Below are 16,303 nucleotides of genomic sequence, written 5' to 3' on the forward strand. Positions count from 1 at the left end.
AAAATATTTATAAAATGCAAAATCTAAAACTTCTCTTCGGGTGTATGCTGGCTCTGCTGTTGTCTTGGCAGGCCTACGCACAGGAAACCGCGCTGTTTTCACTCTACCAGCAAAATCGGTATTTCTACAATCCGTCTTTTGCCGGTACCGATGGCAATGTACTGCACGTTTTGTACCGCAACCAATGGTCGGGTATTCAGGGCGCACCTGAGAACATGATGTTTACCTATCAGAATGCCATTAACAAAAACATGGGCATTGGCGGCAGGCTCTACCGCGACAATGCGGGCGTTTTAAGCCGCACCGGCGCACAGATGAGCTATGCCTACGGGGTAGATTTCAGTCGTTTCAGCAGGCTGACATTCGGCATGTCGCTGGGGGCAATGCTCAACAACGTCCGCTGGGATAACCTCGAGGGGAATGATGCCATAGACCCTGCACTTTATCGCATTACCAACACAGCCGTGCTCGACGGTGCTTTCGGTTTCAACTTTGCTTGGCGCAACCTGAATGTCGGTTTTGCTTTCCCTCAATTGTTTAACCGCAGTTTCAGGCAAGGCATAGGCAGCGATGTTATCCGCTATGCCAACCATTCGGTAGCAACGGTTTCTTACCGAATTTTTGTGGGAGAAGGCAAATTTGCCATTACACCGTTGGTTTTATATCGCATCGGCGACAATTATCTGAAAAATGCCGGACAATTTGACCTTAACTTGAAAGCAGAGTGGAACAATCAGTTGTGGGTCGGTGTGTTGCATCGCACCAACTACGGCAATGCACTGAGTGCCGGCCTGAACATAGCCGGTTTTTCGTTTGGTTATGCCTACGAATTTTCCAACCAATTGGCAGGGGCAGCTACCAACGGCTCTCATGAGCTGATTGTGGGCTATCGCTTTGGTTCTAATGATATCCATCGCACAAGTGCATGGAATCGGATAGCACCTGCCAATACGCGCGTGTTTGAAGTAGCAAAACGCCCGGAAAATACGGAAGAAAGCATGGAGCCATCGCTGGCAGTGGCAGAAAACCCCGAACCGACCGAACAGGAAATCAAAGCCGACAAGGCAATTCCCGAAGGCTGGCAAAAGCATCAGAAGTTTATTTTGCGCGGTTTGAAGTTTAAAAAAGGGTCGGATATTATTCAGCCGGTGTCTTTCAAAGAGTTGGATAATCTGGCGGATGTGTTGCTGCAATATGTGAGCATTAAAATAGAAGTCAGCGGTCATACGGACAACACAGGCGATGCAAAAGCCAATCTGCAACTTTCGCAGGCGCGTGCCAATGCCGTGAAAGCCTATTTGGAGAAACGGGGAGTGGCTGCTGAAAGAATACGCGCCGTAGGCTACGGCGACCAACGCCCAATTGCCAGCAATGACCAAGAACTTGAAGGACGCGAACTTAATCGTCGGGTAGAAGTGGAAGTAACGGATAACTAAACGCTATACAAAAAAGCCGCTGTAATTATTGGCAGCGGCTTTTTTATATAAAAATTGAACAGATGCGGTGTGTTACATAAGCACACGGCTTTTGCCGTAAAACTCAAAAATCTGCATACCCCTGTCCCTTTTGCCCGAAATCGGTGGCATACAACTTTCCACCAATAACTTGGCCTCCCATGCAAAGTTATTTGCTTAGTATATGCGGCAACCTTGCGCGGTATGCTGATTTACATGCGGCAAAGTTTGTTTACCAATTTCTCGTCAAACAAAATGTATTTGGTAGGGGAGAACAACTTACGTCCGCCGGAAGGTATGCGGGCAGCCAACGAGCGAATTTTGATGGGCTTCTCTTTTTTGGCATCGCTGGTTGCTACGCGCAGAATTTTTAGGAAAACCACGATATGCACGCACTCGTCTTTGCCTAACATTCTGATTTGGCGTTGGATGCTGTTTACCAACTGGTTGAATAGTTCCAAGTCGCCCATGAGGCAGTACTGCAAAGCCAGCAGAGATTTTATCTCGATGGTTGCGTGCTGATACTTTTTCAAACTGACAGAATTGAGCAGCGTATTCAGCCAGCGGGCGGCTTCTTCGTACTTATCGGCATAGTAGCATGAAATGGCGCGATAAGTCATGTAGTTGATGTATTGCGGCAGGTTGTCTTCATCCAGTTCAAAGTCGTCAAAAAGGGCTTCGTTTTCTTCGTGCAGTTGCCCTTCTATGCCCAAGCGGATGCTGCGCTCCAATTTGGTCATTAAGAACTGCGAAGGGAAAGTGTAGAGGGTATAGTTGGCCAACAACAGGCTGGCAGACTCATTCACATCTTCAAAATAGCGCTCGGCCTTTTTAAATACCTTGTAGTGATTGTAATATTCTAATCGCAGGTATTCGAAAACCAGTTTCAGGTGATAGTAAATCGGGTCTAAGTTGTATTGAGCAAACTTTTTATTAACGTTGTCAATAATATCCTCAATCGGCTCGTGGTCGTCGGTGGGTTTGTCTTCTTCCACAAACAGTCGGTGGAAAATATTCATGCAGCTCTGATAAACAAACAGGCGATGCGACTCATACATATTGGCAAAGTTGCTCATTTCTTCGTTGAGCAGCACTAACTGCATTTTGTCTATTTCATCTCCTGTCAGCGTGTAAATGCCGAATTTTTTAAAATAATCGGCCAGCATATCTTCCGCTTTATCGACAGCAAGCATGTAGGCTACGTGGCGGTTGTATGCCTGAGAATACATGAAGTGGTCGGGAGAGTTGATATGGAGCTTTTTCAGGTGTTTGTAAACGACCATAAGTTCATTGGAGAGGTCATAGTCCAACAGTTCGCGCTCCAAGCGTTTCAGTGTGGCAATGGCAATGGCTCGTTTCCTTGTAAAGATGGTTTCATTGATGTTGGCTACGCGTTTCAGCAAATCGGTGCGGGGGCTTTCCATTTGCTGGAGCAAATACTCCTCAATTTTCTGGTTCAGGCGCGAGCGAAGGGTGTAATACGCATTCGTATTTACATCGAGCTCTTCCATGATTTTATTGTCGGACTGCTGCTTTTCGCGCATGGAACGCAACAGTGTTGCCGACTTTTCTGCATTGCTTTCCAACAGAGAGTTGTAAATAATTTCGTAGTCTCTGTTAGATAATTGCTTAATAATATTTTTGAGTTTTGCCATTACACTCTGAGGTTAAAAAGTACTTGCCGCAAAGGTAAGCACTCCCGCATGGTTTTAAGCAAAATCATCGGCACTTTTTTTGAGTGTTTTTGGCAAAATAGGATAAAACCAATAAATAAAACCTGTTTTGGCTGATATGATTTTGTAAAACTGCCGAATCTCTATTTTTATTACATTACATCTGTGCAAAAGTCCATTGATAAAAAACGAGAAAAATGGCACATAAAAAGGTAAAAGTTACTTTAAAAACATACATCAAACTTACTGGCGAGTGGCGGCGGCAATAATCAGCGACAACTCTTTGTGCTTCATATGGAACTTGCGACCAATGTACTCGTTGGTTAATTCTCCTGAATAACTGTAAACACCTTTGGCAAAGCCGTGGTCTATGTAAATCATCTCTTCCACGCCGCCCAATTCACCCATGCGGCGAAGCAATGGTGTAAAAATATTGCTGATAGCTTTGGTAGCCGTGCGCGCCACGCGGGAGGCAATATTGGGCACGCAATAGTGAATAACGCCGTAGCGGCGGTAGGTGGGGGCATCGTGAAATGTGAGTCGCGAGGTCTCGAAGCAACCGCCATTGTCTATGCTTACGTCTATGATAACCGAATCGGGGCGCATCTGGCTGACCATTTCTTCGGTTACAACGCAGATTGACCGCCCGTCCTGATGGCGCAGCGCACCTATGGCCACGTTAGTGGTTTTCAGGGCACGTGCCAATGTGGTGGCTTCAATGGTGGAGGTATAAATTTGCTGGTCGCCAAGAGAGTGCTTCAGGCGGCGCAGTTTGTAGAGATTATCGTCAAAAACTTTTACCGAAGCGCCCAAGCCCAATGCTGCACGGGCTGCATATTCGGCAACCGTGCCCGCACCCAAAATCAGTACTTTGGTTGGCGGAACGCCCGTGATACCGCCCAATATGATGCCCTTTCCGCCGCTGGTGTTGCTTAACAACTCTGCTGCAACCAACATAACGGTGCTGCCTGCTATTTCGCTCATGGCTCGTACTAACGGCAGCCCGCCTACCTCATCCTCTATCATTTCATAGGCAAGCGCCGTTATTTTTTTCCGATTGATGGCTTGGAGGTATTCCTGCGTAACTTTTGCAAGAGGCAGCGATGAAATCAGCGTGGCACGGGGCGACATCATCTCAATTTCTGCCAATGTGGGCATGTCTATTTTCAGCACAATATCTGCCTTAAATACTTCTTCGGGCGAGTAGACAATCTGTGCGCCTGCTTCGCTGTAGTCGTTGTCGGTATAGCGTGATGGCAAGCCCGCCCCGGATTCTACGTATATTTCGTGGCCATTGGCAACCAGCACCCGCACCGACTCGGGGCGCAGCACAATTCTGTTTTCCTGATAGGCTATTTCTTTGGGCAGGCCAATTACCAGACGTTTATTACTTTCCTGCACTTTTACAAGCATCTCCTGCGGATGGAACAGGGGGTGCTCCTGTGCAAGCCGCTTCATTTCGGATTTCAGATGGTCAGTCATATCGGCAAAGTTCTATTGTGCGCGAAAAATCGGTTTTAGTACTGATACTAATAAGCAAATGTTTAGGCGGAATCAGCGAAGGAATTCGGCTGCCCCATTCTATCAAACAGGGGCTTCCTGAATAAAAATACTCCTCCGCACCAATATCTATAGCTTCTGTTTCGCTTTTGATGCGATAAAAATCAAAATGAAATATGGTGCCTGCTTCGGGCGACAGGTATTCATTGATTAATGAAAAAGTCGGGCTGGAAACGTTTTCACGCACGCCCCATGCCTTGCAAATGGCTTGAATCAGTGTTGTTTTTCCCGCACCCAGATTGCCCTCAAATAACCAAATAGTATGGTTGCCTGCAAATCGGATAATCTGATGAGCAATGTTTTCCAATTCGCCTATGTTGCGGCAAATCAGTTGCAGGGTTTGTGAACAAGGTTTAGATGCTGCAAAATCCATTTCCAACAAAGTTAAGGAAGGAAAGAAAAATAATCACTATTGTGAACAACGGAGTTTCAACAATGGTTATTTGGTTATTTTTGGACGGACGACACGCTATCAGCCATGCAAAAAGCCTCTCTGGAATTTCTATCGGCGCTGAAGGCCAATAATACCCGCGAATGGTTTGCGGAAAACAAACCGCGTTATGAGCAGGCGGCTGCCGATTTTCTTGCGCTTGCTGACGGGGTGCTTCAGCAATTGGCACAATCTGAGCCCGCTTTTGCCAATCAGAAAGCCAAAGACTGTGTGTTTCGGATTTACCGCGATACCCGCTTTTCAAACGATAAAACGCCTTACAAAATACATCTGGGCGCTTATTTCTGCAAGGGTGGTAAGCAATCGCCATTGGCGGGTTATTATTTGCACATTCAGCCGGGCGAAAGTTTCATAGCCGGCGGTTGCTGGATGCCGCCCGCACCTTTGCTGCAAGCCATTCGGCAGGAGATTGACTACAACGCTGCCGAGTTTCGTGCCATTGTGGAAGCACCTGCCTTTGTCAATCGCTTTGGCAAACTTTCGGGCGACAGTTTGAAAACCGCTCCGAAAGGCTATCCGAAAGACCATCCCGAAATTGAGTATTTGCAGAAGAAGAGTTTTGTTGCCATGCAGCCAATAACCGACCAACAGGTACTTGCCGATGATTTTGAGGTGCAAATACTTGCAGCTTTTGCTGCCATGCAGCCACTGGTTGATTTTTTAAACCGCGCGGCAGAGGAAGCATTGCATCAGTAATGGATGGGTAGTTGAAGGCACGCTAAGTACTTTATCACATTAGAATGCACCTTTACAGGATTCGGATTTCGGAATGCCGATTTCGGATTTGAAGCCGAATGAAGCATTTTTCCGTAAAATCTGCTAACGTCCATGTGCCGATTTATGCGCTAAATTTGCTTACCTGCTTATCGCACAATTTGCGGTGTACCCGTATATCCACCGCTCGTAGCTACTCCTGCATCCGAAATTGAACCACCAGCGCAGACAGCACCGTAACCGCCCCGATGAGCAAAATAGCTGCCTCGATGCCAAAAAAATCTGCTGTGATGCCTGAAATAACTGCGCCAAACGCATAGCCCAAGTCGCGCCAGAGGCGGAAAGTGCCGATGCTCTCGGCGCGTTGCTGCGGATGGGTTGCCTGCGCAATAGCGGCCAAAAAAGTAGGATACACCAATGCCGTTCCCGCTCCCAGAAAAGAGGCAAGTGCTATCAGCCAATAGAACGGCTGACTGTAAGGCAAGAAAAGAATGGCCAGCCCCTGCAAAAGCATTCCCCAAAACAGCATAGCCTTTTTGGAGTACACATCCGACATTTTGCCCGTAAAAAGCTGCCCAAGCCCCCATACGGTCGGATAGACTGCCGTAACAACGCCAATGGATTGGTCGGGGTAATGCCATTGCAACAACAATGCAGGCAGCAGCCCCCATATCATACCGTCGTTAAGGTTATTGACCAATCCCGCCTGTGTAATTGCGCTCAGGTTGCGATTGCGCCAAGTCGTTTCCCAGAAAACATGTGAAAGATTGGCGGCGGTACTTTGTGTGGCCTCATGGCGGACAAAGGCGCGGGTGTCTTTCACCCACAGCAGTGTAAAAAGCAGCCCCGTTACCGAAATGCCGATGCCGATGTAGAACGGATAAGGTGTAATGCCGTAATTATCAGCCACATAACCGGTCAGATAGGCCACAATTCCTACGGCGAGATAGCCTGCAAATTCGTTCAGCCCCATGGCCAGCCCGCGGTCTTTTTCGCCTACGAGGTCTATTTTCATTACAACGGTGCTGCTCCATGCCAAGCCCTGACTCATGCCGAGCAACACATTGGCAACAACTACCCAAACCCACATTTGCGCCGACATCAGCAAAAAAGGCACAGGCAGTGCCAGCACCCATCCTGCCAGCAGCAGGTTGCGCCGCCCGAATCGGTTGGCCAAACGCCCCGTGAAGTAGTTAGTAACAGCCTTGCTGATGCCAAAGGCAGTAATAAATGACAGCATAGCCGTTTGCGATGCCACATGAAACTGCGAGGCGGCAAACTGCGGAAAAATGGTGCGCTCCATGCCTACCATGCCTCCCACAAAAGCATTTACAAGTACCAGCAGGGCAAACTGTGTGCGGTTTTCTTTCAGGCCGAGACGAACAGAGGGCGTGGTTTGCATAAAAACATGACGACTTTTACAATGCGTAAAATATTGATTACCAAACGATAAAGCATACCGATTGAAACCGCAAAGATGGCTGTTAATCGCCAAAAGCCTTGTAACCGAAGTAACAAATCGGATAAAGCCGCAAATGTTGCAAGCTCCGTAAAATTTGTACCTTGCGCTCATGTGTGGAATTACGGGAATTTACGCCTACAACGAAGTGGGGCGCTTCAGCATGATTAACCTGTTGGCTGCCAACAATGCACTGGCACATCGCGGCCCCGATGCGGGCTTGCTTTTTGACCATAACCGATGCGGGCTGGGGCACAGGCGGTTGGCGGTGATAGACCTTAGCAGTGATGCCAACCAACCTATGACCGACCCAACGGGGCGCTATACCATCGTTTTCAACGGCGAAATTTACAACTTTCGCGCGCTGCGGGCAGCCTTAGAAGGGCGCAGCGCTAAGTTCCGTACTCAATCCGATACGGAAGTGCTCTTGCAATGGCTCATTGCACACGGCACCGAGGGGCTGCAACACCTGCACGGTTTTTTCGCCTTTGCTCTATACGATGCCGCAGAGGAAAGCCTCTTGCTTGCCCGCGACCGCATGGGCATTAAGCCGCTGGTTTGGTATGAAGACGAAGACAAGTTTTTGTTTGCTTCGGAAATCAACGGGTTGCTGGCTTTCCGCATTCCCCGAAGGTTAGACCGCGCTTCCATTGCGCAATATTTTCAACTGCACTACATCCCCGCGCCTTATACCGCCCTGCAAAACGTGTATAAACTGCCGCCCGGCTGCTACATGCGCCTGAAAGGACGCAACCGCGAAACAAAGCAGTGGTACGCGCTGCCCGAACGGCAAGGCACTTTCACGGGCTCTTACGAGGCTGCCTGTAAGGAACTTTTCCGCCTCATGAAACAGTCCGTTGCCGAACGCATGGTGGCAGATGTGCCGCTGGGCACTTTCCTAAGCGGCGGCATCGATTCATCGGTTGTTACGGGCTTGGCAAAACAACTCAAAGCCGATTTGCAAACCTTTTCCATCGGCTATGCCGACGAGCCTTTTTTTGATGAAACGCATTACGCCGAAATGGTCGCAAGGCACTTCGGCACGCATCACCATACGTTTAAGCTGCGCAACGACGATTTATTTGCCGCCGTTGAAAATATTTTGCCGCTCATGGGCGAACCTTTCGCCGATTCATCGGCAATTCCCTACTACATTTTGAGCCAAAAGACCCGCAAACAGGTAACGGTTGCCCTTTCGGGCGACGGGGCGGATGAACTGTTTGCAGGTTATCAGAAATACCGCGCCGAGTGGATGATTCGCAACAACGCTTGGCAGCCGCAACTGGCAAAACTTTTATCGCCGCTGCTGCAACACCTGCCCCAATCGCGAAACAGCACTTGGGCAAACCGCTTCCGTCGGATGCAGCGCTTAGCCGAAGCTGCCCGCATGAACCCGCAGGAGCGTTATTGGTTCTTAACCGCTTTCATGCCCGAAAAAACGGTTTTAGGCATGCTACAAACGATTGACAGCGAAGAAGTTATATCGGAAGTCATGCGCCGAAAGGCAGCCTTGACGCAAACCGTCACGGGCAGCGACCTGAACGAAATCCTGCTTGCCGATACGCGCTTGGTGCTGCCCAACGACATGCTGCACAAAGCCGACAGCATGAGCATGGCGCACGCATTGGAAGTCCGCGTGCCGTTTTTAGACCATCGGGTAGTAGAGTTTGCGCTTAGTCTGCCTGCCGAGTACAAAATCAACGCACGGCTCAACAAACGCATTGTGCAAGATGCTTTCCGCTCGTTTTTGCCTGCCGCGCTCTACAACCGCCCTAAGAAAGGCTTTGAAGTGCCGCTGCTGACGGCTTTCCGCACCGAGTGGCGCAACTTGTTGGAAAACAAGTTGTTGTCAGACGATTTCATCCGAGAACAGGGCGTTTTCAAACCCGACTACATCCGCAACCTGAAAAAATCGCTGTTTGAGAGCAATTCCGTTGAGCAAAACCATGTTTGGGCAATCATGGTATTTCAAAGTTGGTGGCAGCGCTTAGGAATGAACCTTGCCGCAGAGACAGAGGAGGAATAGATAAGCAATTCAAATCGCGTTTTTTAGAACAGCCGGCAGTTGAACCAAAAACCCGACAGGTGTTCAAGACCGGTCGGGTTTAAACAATTGGCATTGAATGATTTGTGCCAAAAAGTGGTCGCCAATCATTCGCATCTTTCCTTTATCCTCTTTCGGCAGGTTTAGTGCGTAATTACGGGAGGCAACTCTGCCGCTTGCTTAACAAAACTTTCCACCATTGACAAGGCAGGCACTTGGCGAACTAATTTTTTCTCTTCGTTTACTTCAAGCATTTTAGCGTGCAGGTTTTCAGGTTTGCGATGCTTCAACTCTTTCACGCTGTCAATACCGGCGGCGTGCAGCAGTTCGGCGTATTGCGAACTTACCCCTTTGATACGGAATAAGTCTGCCATATTTGTCCAAGTCAGGATTTTTCCCTCATCAATACCGGTGTCGGCAGCTACTTTTTCTCTGCCTTTTTTGGTGGCGCAGGCTTCCAGCAGTTGCTCTACGGTTTTGATACCTGCATTGCCGAGTTTTTCTGCAAATACAGGGCCTATGCCTTCAATTTCATCAATTTTGTAAGCCATTGGTGTGAAAGGTTTAGTGTGAATAAATGCAATTCCAAGATAATAGCTTTCCGATATACAAAGCAAATTCCGTGGGTTGATTCAAACCCGCCTTGTATGGCATCCGAATATTTTTTTATACTTTGCGACACCGCTGAGCAATCAACCTGTAAGTAACGCACCGGCTGACTTTTATCTTCTTTGTTCTTTTGTGAAAATGAAAAAAACTACCCTTTTGTGGCTGTTCCTGTGGGTGTTTGCGGCAACAGCATGGGCACAAAATGCAGATTCGCTGTTCATTCGCGAAAACTATCAGAAATACGAGTACTACATTCCCATGCGCGACGGCACAAAACTGTTTACCCATGTGTATGTGCCAAAAGACGCTTCCGAGCAGAACAAATACCCGATGCTGATGCAGCGCACCTGTTACAGCGTTGCACCTTACGGCTTAGACCAATACCCGACGCGCCTTGGCCCTTCGCCAACCCTGATGCGCGACAAGTACATCTTTGTTTATCAAGACGTGCGCGGACGCTACATGTCCGAAGGGCAATGGACAAATATGACCCCGCACATTCCTAACAAAAAAGGCAAAAACGATGTAGACGAGGCCTCCGATACTTTTGATACGATTGAGTGGTTGCTGAAAAACATCAAACACAACAACGGGCGTATCGGTCAGTGGGGGATTTCTTACCCGGGCTTTTATACGGTTGCAGGCGCACTCAGCAATCACCCTGCACTGAAAGCAGTTTCACCGCAAGCACCCGTCGGCGACTTCTTCTTTGACGATTTTCACCACAATGGCGCATTTACGCTGGGTTATTTCTTTACATATCCTGTTTTTGGCGTGCAGAAAACCAAGAATACGCCCGAAAGCTGGTTCCGCGAAGACGGTATCAAAACACCCTCCCGCGATGTGTACCAATACCTGCTGGACTTAGGGCCTCTCAAAAACGCCAACGAACTCTACAAAGACAATTTTTTCTGGAAAGAAACGGTTGAGCACCCGAATTATGACGAGTTTTGGCAAAAGCGCGGCATCATTCAGCACCTCAAAGGCGTTAAGCCTGCCATGATGACCGTTGGCGGTTGGTTTGATGCCGAAGACCTCTACGGCCCGCTCAATGTGTACAAAGCCAATGAAAAAGGCAGCCCGGGCGCTTACAATACGTTAGTGATGTCGCCTTTTGGGCACGGCCGCTGGTCAAGAGATGCCAAAGGGCCTACGCTGCACAGCAATGTATATTTTGGCGACAATATCGCACAATTTTATCAACAGGAAATTGAGGCAAAGTTCTTCCGTCATTTCCTCAAAGAATCAGGCGATGGTAAAACAGGGCTACCCGAAGCCTATATGTTTGATACGGGCAGCAAAAAATGGATGCAGTTTGATGCATGGCCGGCCAAAAATGCGCAGAACCTGACATTTTACCTGCATGAAAACGGTAAGCTGAACAGCCAAATGCCTCAGGCTGCTAACAGCTTTACCGAGTATGTGAGCGACCCTGCCAAGCCCGTACCGCATACGGAAAATCTGCGCAGCATGGGCGGATTTACGCCTTTTGACTACATGAGCGAAGACCAGCGCTTTGCCGGACGTCGCCCCGACGTGCTGGTATTTCAAACCGATGAGCTGACCGAAGACATCACACTCGGCGGCGAAATTATGGCGAAGTTGAAAGTAAGCACCACAGGTTCGGATGCCGATTTCTTTGTCAAACTGATTGATGTATATCCGGGCAACGAACCCGACCACCCCTACATGCCCGACCGCAAAATGATTCTGGGCGGCTATCAGCAAATGGTGCGCAGCGAAATTATGCGGGCGCGTTTCCGCAACAGCTTTGAAAAGCCTGAACCCATGCAGCCCAATCAGATAACGGAAGTGAATTTCCGCTTGCAGGACGTGCTGCATACCTTCAAAAAAGGGCATCGCATCATGATTCAGATTCAGAGCACGGCCTTCCCGCTGTTTGACCGCAACCCGCAGAAGTTTGTGGAGAATATCTACAAGGCAAATCCCGAAGACTTCATCAAGGCCACTCATCGCGTCTATCACCAACAAAGCGCTGCTTCGGCTATTGAGGTGCAAGTGATTAAGTAGACAAGTAATTACGGCGAGTTTTTTTGCACACGGATTTCAGGCGAATACGCGGTTTTATGCAGATTCCGAGCCGAATCCGTGTGTTTATGTTATGCGTTTAGATTTGCTTAATAAACGCGAATTTTGCGCCAGAATCTTGGAAAAGTTTAATCCTGTTTTATGTGATATCTGTATGGGGACAAGGCATGCCCTGTTCCTACAAATTTACCCGCATCGGAAAAATACAATTTGCGGAATCATATTTTTGTGCAAGTGGTGTCGTTTTGATTTTTTTCACGCAAAACGCACTGATTTTCAATTGAATAGCAAATAATTCGCGTTAATAAGGGATTTTCTGTGTAGACTTTTCCCACAAGTCAAACGAAATGCGGGCTTCATCGGGCAGCAGTTGCAACATGCGGATACTGCGTTGTTCCATGGGTTTTTCCAATTCTTCATAAATGAACTGGTCGCTGAAACCGATGCGGTGTGCGTCGTGGCGGTCGTTGGCGTAGTAAACGGTGGGAATCCGCGCCCAGTAAATCGCGCCAAGGCACATGGGGCAGGGTTCGCAACTGGTGAACAGTACGCAGTCTTCCAAACTGAAACTGCCGATGCGCTCACAGGCCAGACGAATGGCAGACACTTCGGCATGGGCGGTCGGGTCGTTGAGTTGCGTTACGCGGTTGCCCGATTCGCCGATGATTTCCCCGTTGCGAACCACTACCGCCCCAAAAGGACCGCCAAGCCCTTTGGCTACGTTTTCGCTTGCCAATTCAATGGCGCGGCGCATGAATTTTTCTATATCCATGGAGAGTGAATTGGTGAATTTATAGCTGTTAGTTATCAAAATTAATGACTGTCTGGAATAATATACCCTAATTTTATCTCATCTAAGGATTATACTCATAGAAACCTGTAGCTTTATGTAGCTCAAAATAGTATAAAATCCTTAAAATCAAGTATTTAACTTTTGTTAGCATTTTTTAACATATCTATTTTTAGGTTATTTAAGTCATTTTTTTTTTTTTGAGCTCAAGAAAATTTATCAACAATATGAGAAAAACAATTTTTGCCTTTTTATCAGCAGCTTCGCTAATGATGGCAACATGGTCTAATCAGTCTTATGCAAGACAAACAAACCCGGGAGACGGCACTGTATTACCTGAAATCGTTGTATCTTGTGAATACAAAGGTTCACACACGTTTCAGATTAATTTTGACAATATGTCATACTCCGTTTGCTTTCAACTTTGGAAGTGTTCTTACGGATGGGACTTTAATTTCTGTTAATCTGTTATGTTGATGTTGTAGAGAACATCCTTAATATATAGTGTTCTCTACAATTTACGTGCGTTTATTTTGAAAATAATTTACAATTAGAGCTAAAATGATAGCTATTGAAAAATTATCCCTTAGCAAAGGTAAAACTGTCATTCTAAAAAATATTGACTTATCTATTACACAAGGCGATGTTGTGCTATTAGCCGGACGAAACGGTGCAGGCAAAACCACACTGCTCAAATGTCTCTTGGGTATAGAAAAAAACTATACAGGTCGGATTGTTTTTCATACAGACAGTGGACGTTCTATCGGGTACGTGCCTGACTATCCGGCGCTATATGACCATCTGAGTGCCTACGATAATTTAAATATCACCCGCCTGTACCATGGAAAACCATTAGCTGCTGTCAGCGAGCAATTGGCAAAAGCAGGATTAGCACAAGATGCACATACGAAAGTAAAGTATTTTTCCGCAGGGATGAAGAAAAAACTATCTATTGCTGCTGCGTTGATTTGCCGTCCTCAACTGCTCATATTAGACGAACCCACCAATGCGCTTGATCCTGAAGCGGTAATTGAACTGCGGGAGCATATCGCAAAGCTAAGCCGCGAAGAGAAAGTTACCTTCCTGATTGCCACACATTTGCTGGAAGAAATCAACAAAATTGCTACTCAATTAGTACTGCTTAAGAAAGGTGTTGTCGTTTTTAATGAACCCCGCAGTACCTACGGGCAATACAAAGTAATCAAAGGCACTGTTGCTGAGCATTTGAAAGACGGATTGAAAGATTTGCTTGCCTCACATCAGTTAAAAGCAAAATCAGACGACCATCTGACAGAAATTCTGTTGCCGCCAACACTCACAGACGAAGGACAACTCGGCAGCCTGCTTACCGATATAACCATACGCGATGCCTCCATAGAAGATTTATTCACTTTTAACCATGTGGGATAGATGATAGCGGCGCATTTGAAGAATTTTATCTACATAGAATGCCTAAAATTTTTTAGAACAAAAAACTTTGTAATTGCTGTTTTGCTGTTAGCAGTTTGTGCTTGCGTTATACTGATAGACTTTCATTTGAGAATCCATGAAAAATTTGCAAGGTATGTCTCGTTTAATAAGGATGCGGTCTTTGTTACTTACTATCTGAAAAATCTGTCGCCCAAATTAGGAATCGTCAGCTACCTGCTCCCGACGATATTTACCCTTTTGATTTGGGAAGTAGAACACAAAGTACTGCCTGCACAGATTTTTTTCCGCTCCCTGCGCAATGCTGTCTTGCTGGTACTTGCCAAATTCAGCATAGTCATGAGCATGAGTGTGTTGTGGCTGGCGGCAGCCGGCATGGCTTACGGATGGCTGATACACAAAGCGTTTCCGGTTGATTATCCGCTAATAGAAAGCTATCGGTTAATGCTCCGATTTGGCATTCAGCAACTTTATTACAGTGGAATGATTGCCCTGCTGTTTTTTGCCGTTTTGTCCCTGTTCAGAACAAATATGATAACAGGTTTGCTGATTATTGCTGCTTTTTATTTGATTGGTAGCTGGCTGGCTGTTTATCCGTTGGGGCAGTTGCTGCAAATGGATCTGAACCTTGCCCATTCTTACAGTTTATCCCCAGTGATAGATCTCACACTCGCAGGGCTGTTTTTCTTCATTACTGTTTACAAAGTCCGAAATTAATGACCAACTTCATACACGCAGAACTGATTAAACTCTTCAAAAACAGGTTGATTGTCTCCCTGATTGCCATGCAAATTGTGCTGACTTTTTTTGCCACATGGCTTTTCAGTTACCTGAATCGTTCTGCAATAAGTTTTAGTCCTAAGACAGATTCACTTGCTTTTGTAGATACCTTGCTCTGGATAGCATGGTTTTATATTTTCTTATTCTTTTCGCTTACTATTTTTATTGTTTGGCAGCAGGCTGAACACCGCAATCGCAGTCTGATTCGCTATTACCTACTTCCTTATACTGCTGAGAGAGCGCTGTTAGGGCGTTTTTGGGTATTGTATGGTTGCCTGGCACTTGTATGGCTATTGCTTTGCAGTATGAATTACTGGTGGGTAGAGCATCTGTTGTTTCAATGGGATACCCGCTACGATCTGTGGCTGCTGTCTTCGGAAAGAGTTGTATTCTTTTGGCGTGCCTTTTTGTGTATCCTTGTTTTACCTCTGCCGCTATATCTGTTATTCTACCAAATCAGCTTGCACTACGGCAGTTTGGCGGGTAATGCAATTATCGCACTTGCCCTGCTGATATTGAATGGCTTAGGGTCTTTTGACTGGTTCTTTTTATCTAATACGCTCAAAGCAGTGGGCATATCTTTGGATACATTGACCAGCACGGGTGAAAACTATGTCTACGACCTGAACGACCTGCTTGATATATTTTACCAAAATGCCATACTGGCTGTTTTGCTATTGTCTTTGGGTTGGTTAGGCTTACGTTATTTTCCTGCATATGATACTCAGTCTTAGAAAACGCTTTTTGATAAGTGAGGGAATCCGAATTGGTTTCATGGCAGGCAGTTGTGTAGCGGTTGCAGACCTGCTGATTTATGGTTTTAGTATGTACGATGCCTATGATCTTCCGCTGTACTTTGGACTGATATTGATTCCCTATGTGCTGGTAGGGGTTTTGCTAATGGCTCTGATATCCCCCTTAGTTCGTACTCGTTTTTTACGTACTTTTGTTATCAGTTTTTCTGCCTACATAGTCGCATTTTTCATTATTGCATCCAATCTATTGTTGCTACATCATGTAATTGATACCGATTACAAAAACAGAATAGCGGCCGAAATTGCCAGACAATCGGTAGAAAAAGGGATTAAAATCAGGAAAAATGTTGTTGGTGAGCATCCGCCCTTGCACAATGAACAGAGCTTACAATCTTTGCGAACAGAAATTGTTAATCGCTATGAGTTAGTTACATTGATAGGTATCAATGTGGTGAATCTGATACCCATGCTGTTTTTTAGCCTGGCAGTGAGTTTGACAATTCGTCTGATGACGCGGTTGTAATCGCAGTCTAAAAA

At 46.6% G+C, this 16,303-nt stretch carries 14 protein-coding genes; 8 read left to right on the top strand and 6 right to left on the bottom strand.

Features of this window, described 5'->3' with window-relative positions:
- The first annotated feature begins 14 nt into the window (after positions 1–14).
- A complete protein-coding gene (locus NDK19_RS12180; RefSeq protein ID WP_262910322.1) occupies positions 15–1,436 on the top strand; it encodes a PorP/SprF family type IX secretion system membrane protein in 1,422 nt (473 codons plus the stop codon).
- A 230-nt stretch (positions 1,437–1,666) separates the two neighbouring features.
- On the opposite strand, the gene NDK19_RS12185 is transcribed toward NDK19_RS12180, so the two are convergent.
- The 3 genes from NDK19_RS12185 to tsaE all read right to left on the bottom strand — a co-directional run bounded on the left by NDK19_RS12185 (position 1,667) and on the right by tsaE (position 5,060).
- On the bottom strand, positions 1,667–3,109 hold the full coding sequence (locus NDK19_RS12185) for a hypothetical protein (protein ID WP_250632170.1): 1,443 nt from the start codon (positions 3,107–3,109) through the stop codon (positions 1,667–1,669).
- Positions 3,110–3,370: 261 nt separating this feature from the next.
- Positions 3,371–4,609, bottom strand: a complete 1,239-nt coding sequence (locus NDK19_RS12190) for an alanine dehydrogenase (protein WP_250632171.1) — start codon at positions 4,607–4,609, stop codon at positions 3,371–3,373.
- Positions 4,602–5,060: a tRNA (adenosine(37)-N6)-threonylcarbamoyltransferase complex ATPase subunit type 1 TsaE gene (tsaE, locus tag NDK19_RS12195; protein WP_250632172.1), complete on the bottom strand. Its 459-nt coding sequence runs from the start codon at positions 5,058–5,060 to the stop codon at positions 4,602–4,604. Before tsaE ends, NDK19_RS12190 begins: the two co-directional genes overlap by 8 nt.
- A gap of 105 nt (positions 5,061–5,165) precedes the next feature.
- Here tsaE and NDK19_RS12200 point away from each other — a divergent pair, with 105 nt between their 5' ends.
- Positions 5,166–5,834: a DUF2461 domain-containing protein gene (locus NDK19_RS12200; protein WP_250632173.1), complete on the top strand. Its 669-nt coding sequence runs from the start codon at positions 5,166–5,168 to the stop codon at positions 5,832–5,834.
- A gap of 211 nt (positions 5,835–6,045) precedes the next feature.
- Here the strand turns inward: NDK19_RS12200 and NDK19_RS12205 are convergent, their stop codons facing one another.
- The gene (locus tag NDK19_RS12205) at positions 6,046–7,254 is read right to left on the bottom strand and encodes an MFS transporter (RefSeq protein WP_250632174.1); all 1,209 of its coding nucleotides are present in this window, start codon (positions 7,252–7,254) and stop codon (positions 6,046–6,048) included.
- Positions 7,255–7,423: 169 nt separating this feature from the next.
- Between NDK19_RS12205 and asnB the strand changes: the two genes are divergently transcribed.
- Positions 7,424–9,337 carry an asparagine synthase (glutamine-hydrolyzing) gene (gene asnB, locus NDK19_RS12210; RefSeq protein WP_250632175.1) on the top strand — a complete coding sequence of 638 codons (1,914 nt, stop codon included), beginning with the start codon at positions 7,424–7,426 and terminating at the stop codon, positions 9,335–9,337.
- A 161-nt stretch (positions 9,338–9,498) separates the two neighbouring features.
- Here the strand turns inward: asnB and NDK19_RS12215 are convergent, their stop codons facing one another.
- Positions 9,499–9,906 carry a DUF4332 domain-containing protein gene (locus NDK19_RS12215; RefSeq protein WP_250632176.1) on the bottom strand — a complete coding sequence of 136 codons (408 nt, stop codon included), beginning with the start codon at positions 9,904–9,906 and terminating at the stop codon, positions 9,499–9,501.
- A 196-nt stretch (positions 9,907–10,102) separates the two neighbouring features.
- On the opposite strand from NDK19_RS12215, the gene NDK19_RS12220 reads away from it, so the two are divergent.
- Positions 10,103–11,995 (top strand): CocE/NonD family hydrolase, encoded by a 1,893-nt coding sequence (locus NDK19_RS12220; RefSeq protein ID WP_250632177.1) that lies wholly within the window; start codon positions 10,103–10,105, stop codon positions 11,993–11,995.
- A gap of 319 nt (positions 11,996–12,314) precedes the next feature.
- Here NDK19_RS12220 and NDK19_RS12225 read toward each other — a convergent pair whose 3' ends face one another.
- The gene (locus tag NDK19_RS12225) at positions 12,315–12,785 is read right to left on the bottom strand and encodes a nucleoside deaminase (protein WP_250632178.1); all 471 of its coding nucleotides are present in this window, start codon (positions 12,783–12,785) and stop codon (positions 12,315–12,317) included.
- Positions 12,786–13,364: 579 nt separating this feature from the next.
- On the opposite strand from NDK19_RS12225, the gene NDK19_RS12230 reads away from it, so the two are divergent.
- From NDK19_RS12230 to NDK19_RS12245, 4 genes are all read left to right on the top strand, one after another.
- Positions 13,365–14,213, top strand: a complete 849-nt coding sequence (locus tag NDK19_RS12230) for an ABC transporter ATP-binding protein (protein ID WP_250632179.1) — start codon at positions 13,365–13,367, stop codon at positions 14,211–14,213.
- Between the two features lie 126 nt (positions 14,214–14,339).
- The gene (locus NDK19_RS12235) at positions 14,340–14,948 is read left to right on the top strand and encodes a hypothetical protein (RefSeq protein WP_250632180.1); all 609 of its coding nucleotides are present in this window, start codon (positions 14,340–14,342) and stop codon (positions 14,946–14,948) included.
- Positions 14,948–15,745, top strand: coding sequence for a hypothetical protein (locus NDK19_RS12240; RefSeq protein ID WP_250632181.1), 798 nt, complete (start codon positions 14,948–14,950; stop codon positions 15,743–15,745). The genes NDK19_RS12235 and NDK19_RS12240 overlap by 1 nt, the downstream gene beginning before the upstream one ends.
- Entirely contained in the window at positions 15,729–16,289 is a 561-nt protein-coding gene (locus NDK19_RS12245; RefSeq protein ID WP_250632182.1) for a hypothetical protein, read from the top strand. Before NDK19_RS12240 ends, NDK19_RS12245 begins: the two co-directional genes overlap by 17 nt.
- Positions 16,290–16,303: the final 14 nt, after the last annotated feature.

It is taken from the genome of Rhodoflexus caldus (assembly GCF_021206925.1).
Taxonomy (GTDB): Bacteria; Bacteroidota; Bacteroidia; order Cytophagales; family Thermoflexibacteraceae; genus Rhodoflexus; species Rhodoflexus caldus.

Coding starts and splice junctions, on each gene's coding strand:
- NDK19_RS12225 (WP_250632178.1), bottom strand. CDS start 12,785: ATGGATATAGAAAAATTCATGCGCCGCGCCATTGAATTGGCAAGCGAA.
- NDK19_RS12185 (WP_250632170.1), bottom strand. CDS start 3,109: ATGGCAAAACTCAAAAATATTATTAAGCAATTATCTAACAGAGACTAC.
- NDK19_RS12205 (WP_250632174.1), bottom strand. CDS start 7,254: ATGCAAACCACGCCCTCTGTTCGTCTCGGCCTGAAAGAAAACCGCACA.
- NDK19_RS12230 (WP_250632179.1), top strand. CDS start 13,365: ATGATAGCTATTGAAAAATTATCCCTTAGCAAAGGTAAAACTGTCATT.
- NDK19_RS12180 (WP_262910322.1), top strand. CDS start 15: ATGCAAAATCTAAAACTTCTCTTCGGGTGTATGCTGGCTCTGCTGTTG.
- NDK19_RS12215 (WP_250632176.1), bottom strand. CDS start 9,906: ATGGCTTACAAAATTGATGAAATTGAAGGCATAGGCCCTGTATTTGCA.
- NDK19_RS12220 (WP_250632177.1), top strand. CDS start 10,103: ATGAAAAAAACTACCCTTTTGTGGCTGTTCCTGTGGGTGTTTGCGGCA.
- NDK19_RS12240 (WP_250632181.1), top strand. CDS start 14,948: ATGACCAACTTCATACACGCAGAACTGATTAAACTCTTCAAAAACAGG.
- asnB (WP_250632175.1), top strand. CDS start 7,424: ATGTGTGGAATTACGGGAATTTACGCCTACAACGAAGTGGGGCGCTTC.
- NDK19_RS12200 (WP_250632173.1), top strand. CDS start 5,166: ATGCAAAAAGCCTCTCTGGAATTTCTATCGGCGCTGAAGGCCAATAAT.
- NDK19_RS12190 (WP_250632171.1), bottom strand. CDS start 4,609: ATGACTGACCATCTGAAATCCGAAATGAAGCGGCTTGCACAGGAGCAC.
- tsaE (WP_250632172.1), bottom strand. CDS start 5,060: ATGGATTTTGCAGCATCTAAACCTTGTTCACAAACCCTGCAACTGATT.
- NDK19_RS12245 (WP_250632182.1), top strand. CDS start 15,729: ATGATACTCAGTCTTAGAAAACGCTTTTTGATAAGTGAGGGAATCCGA.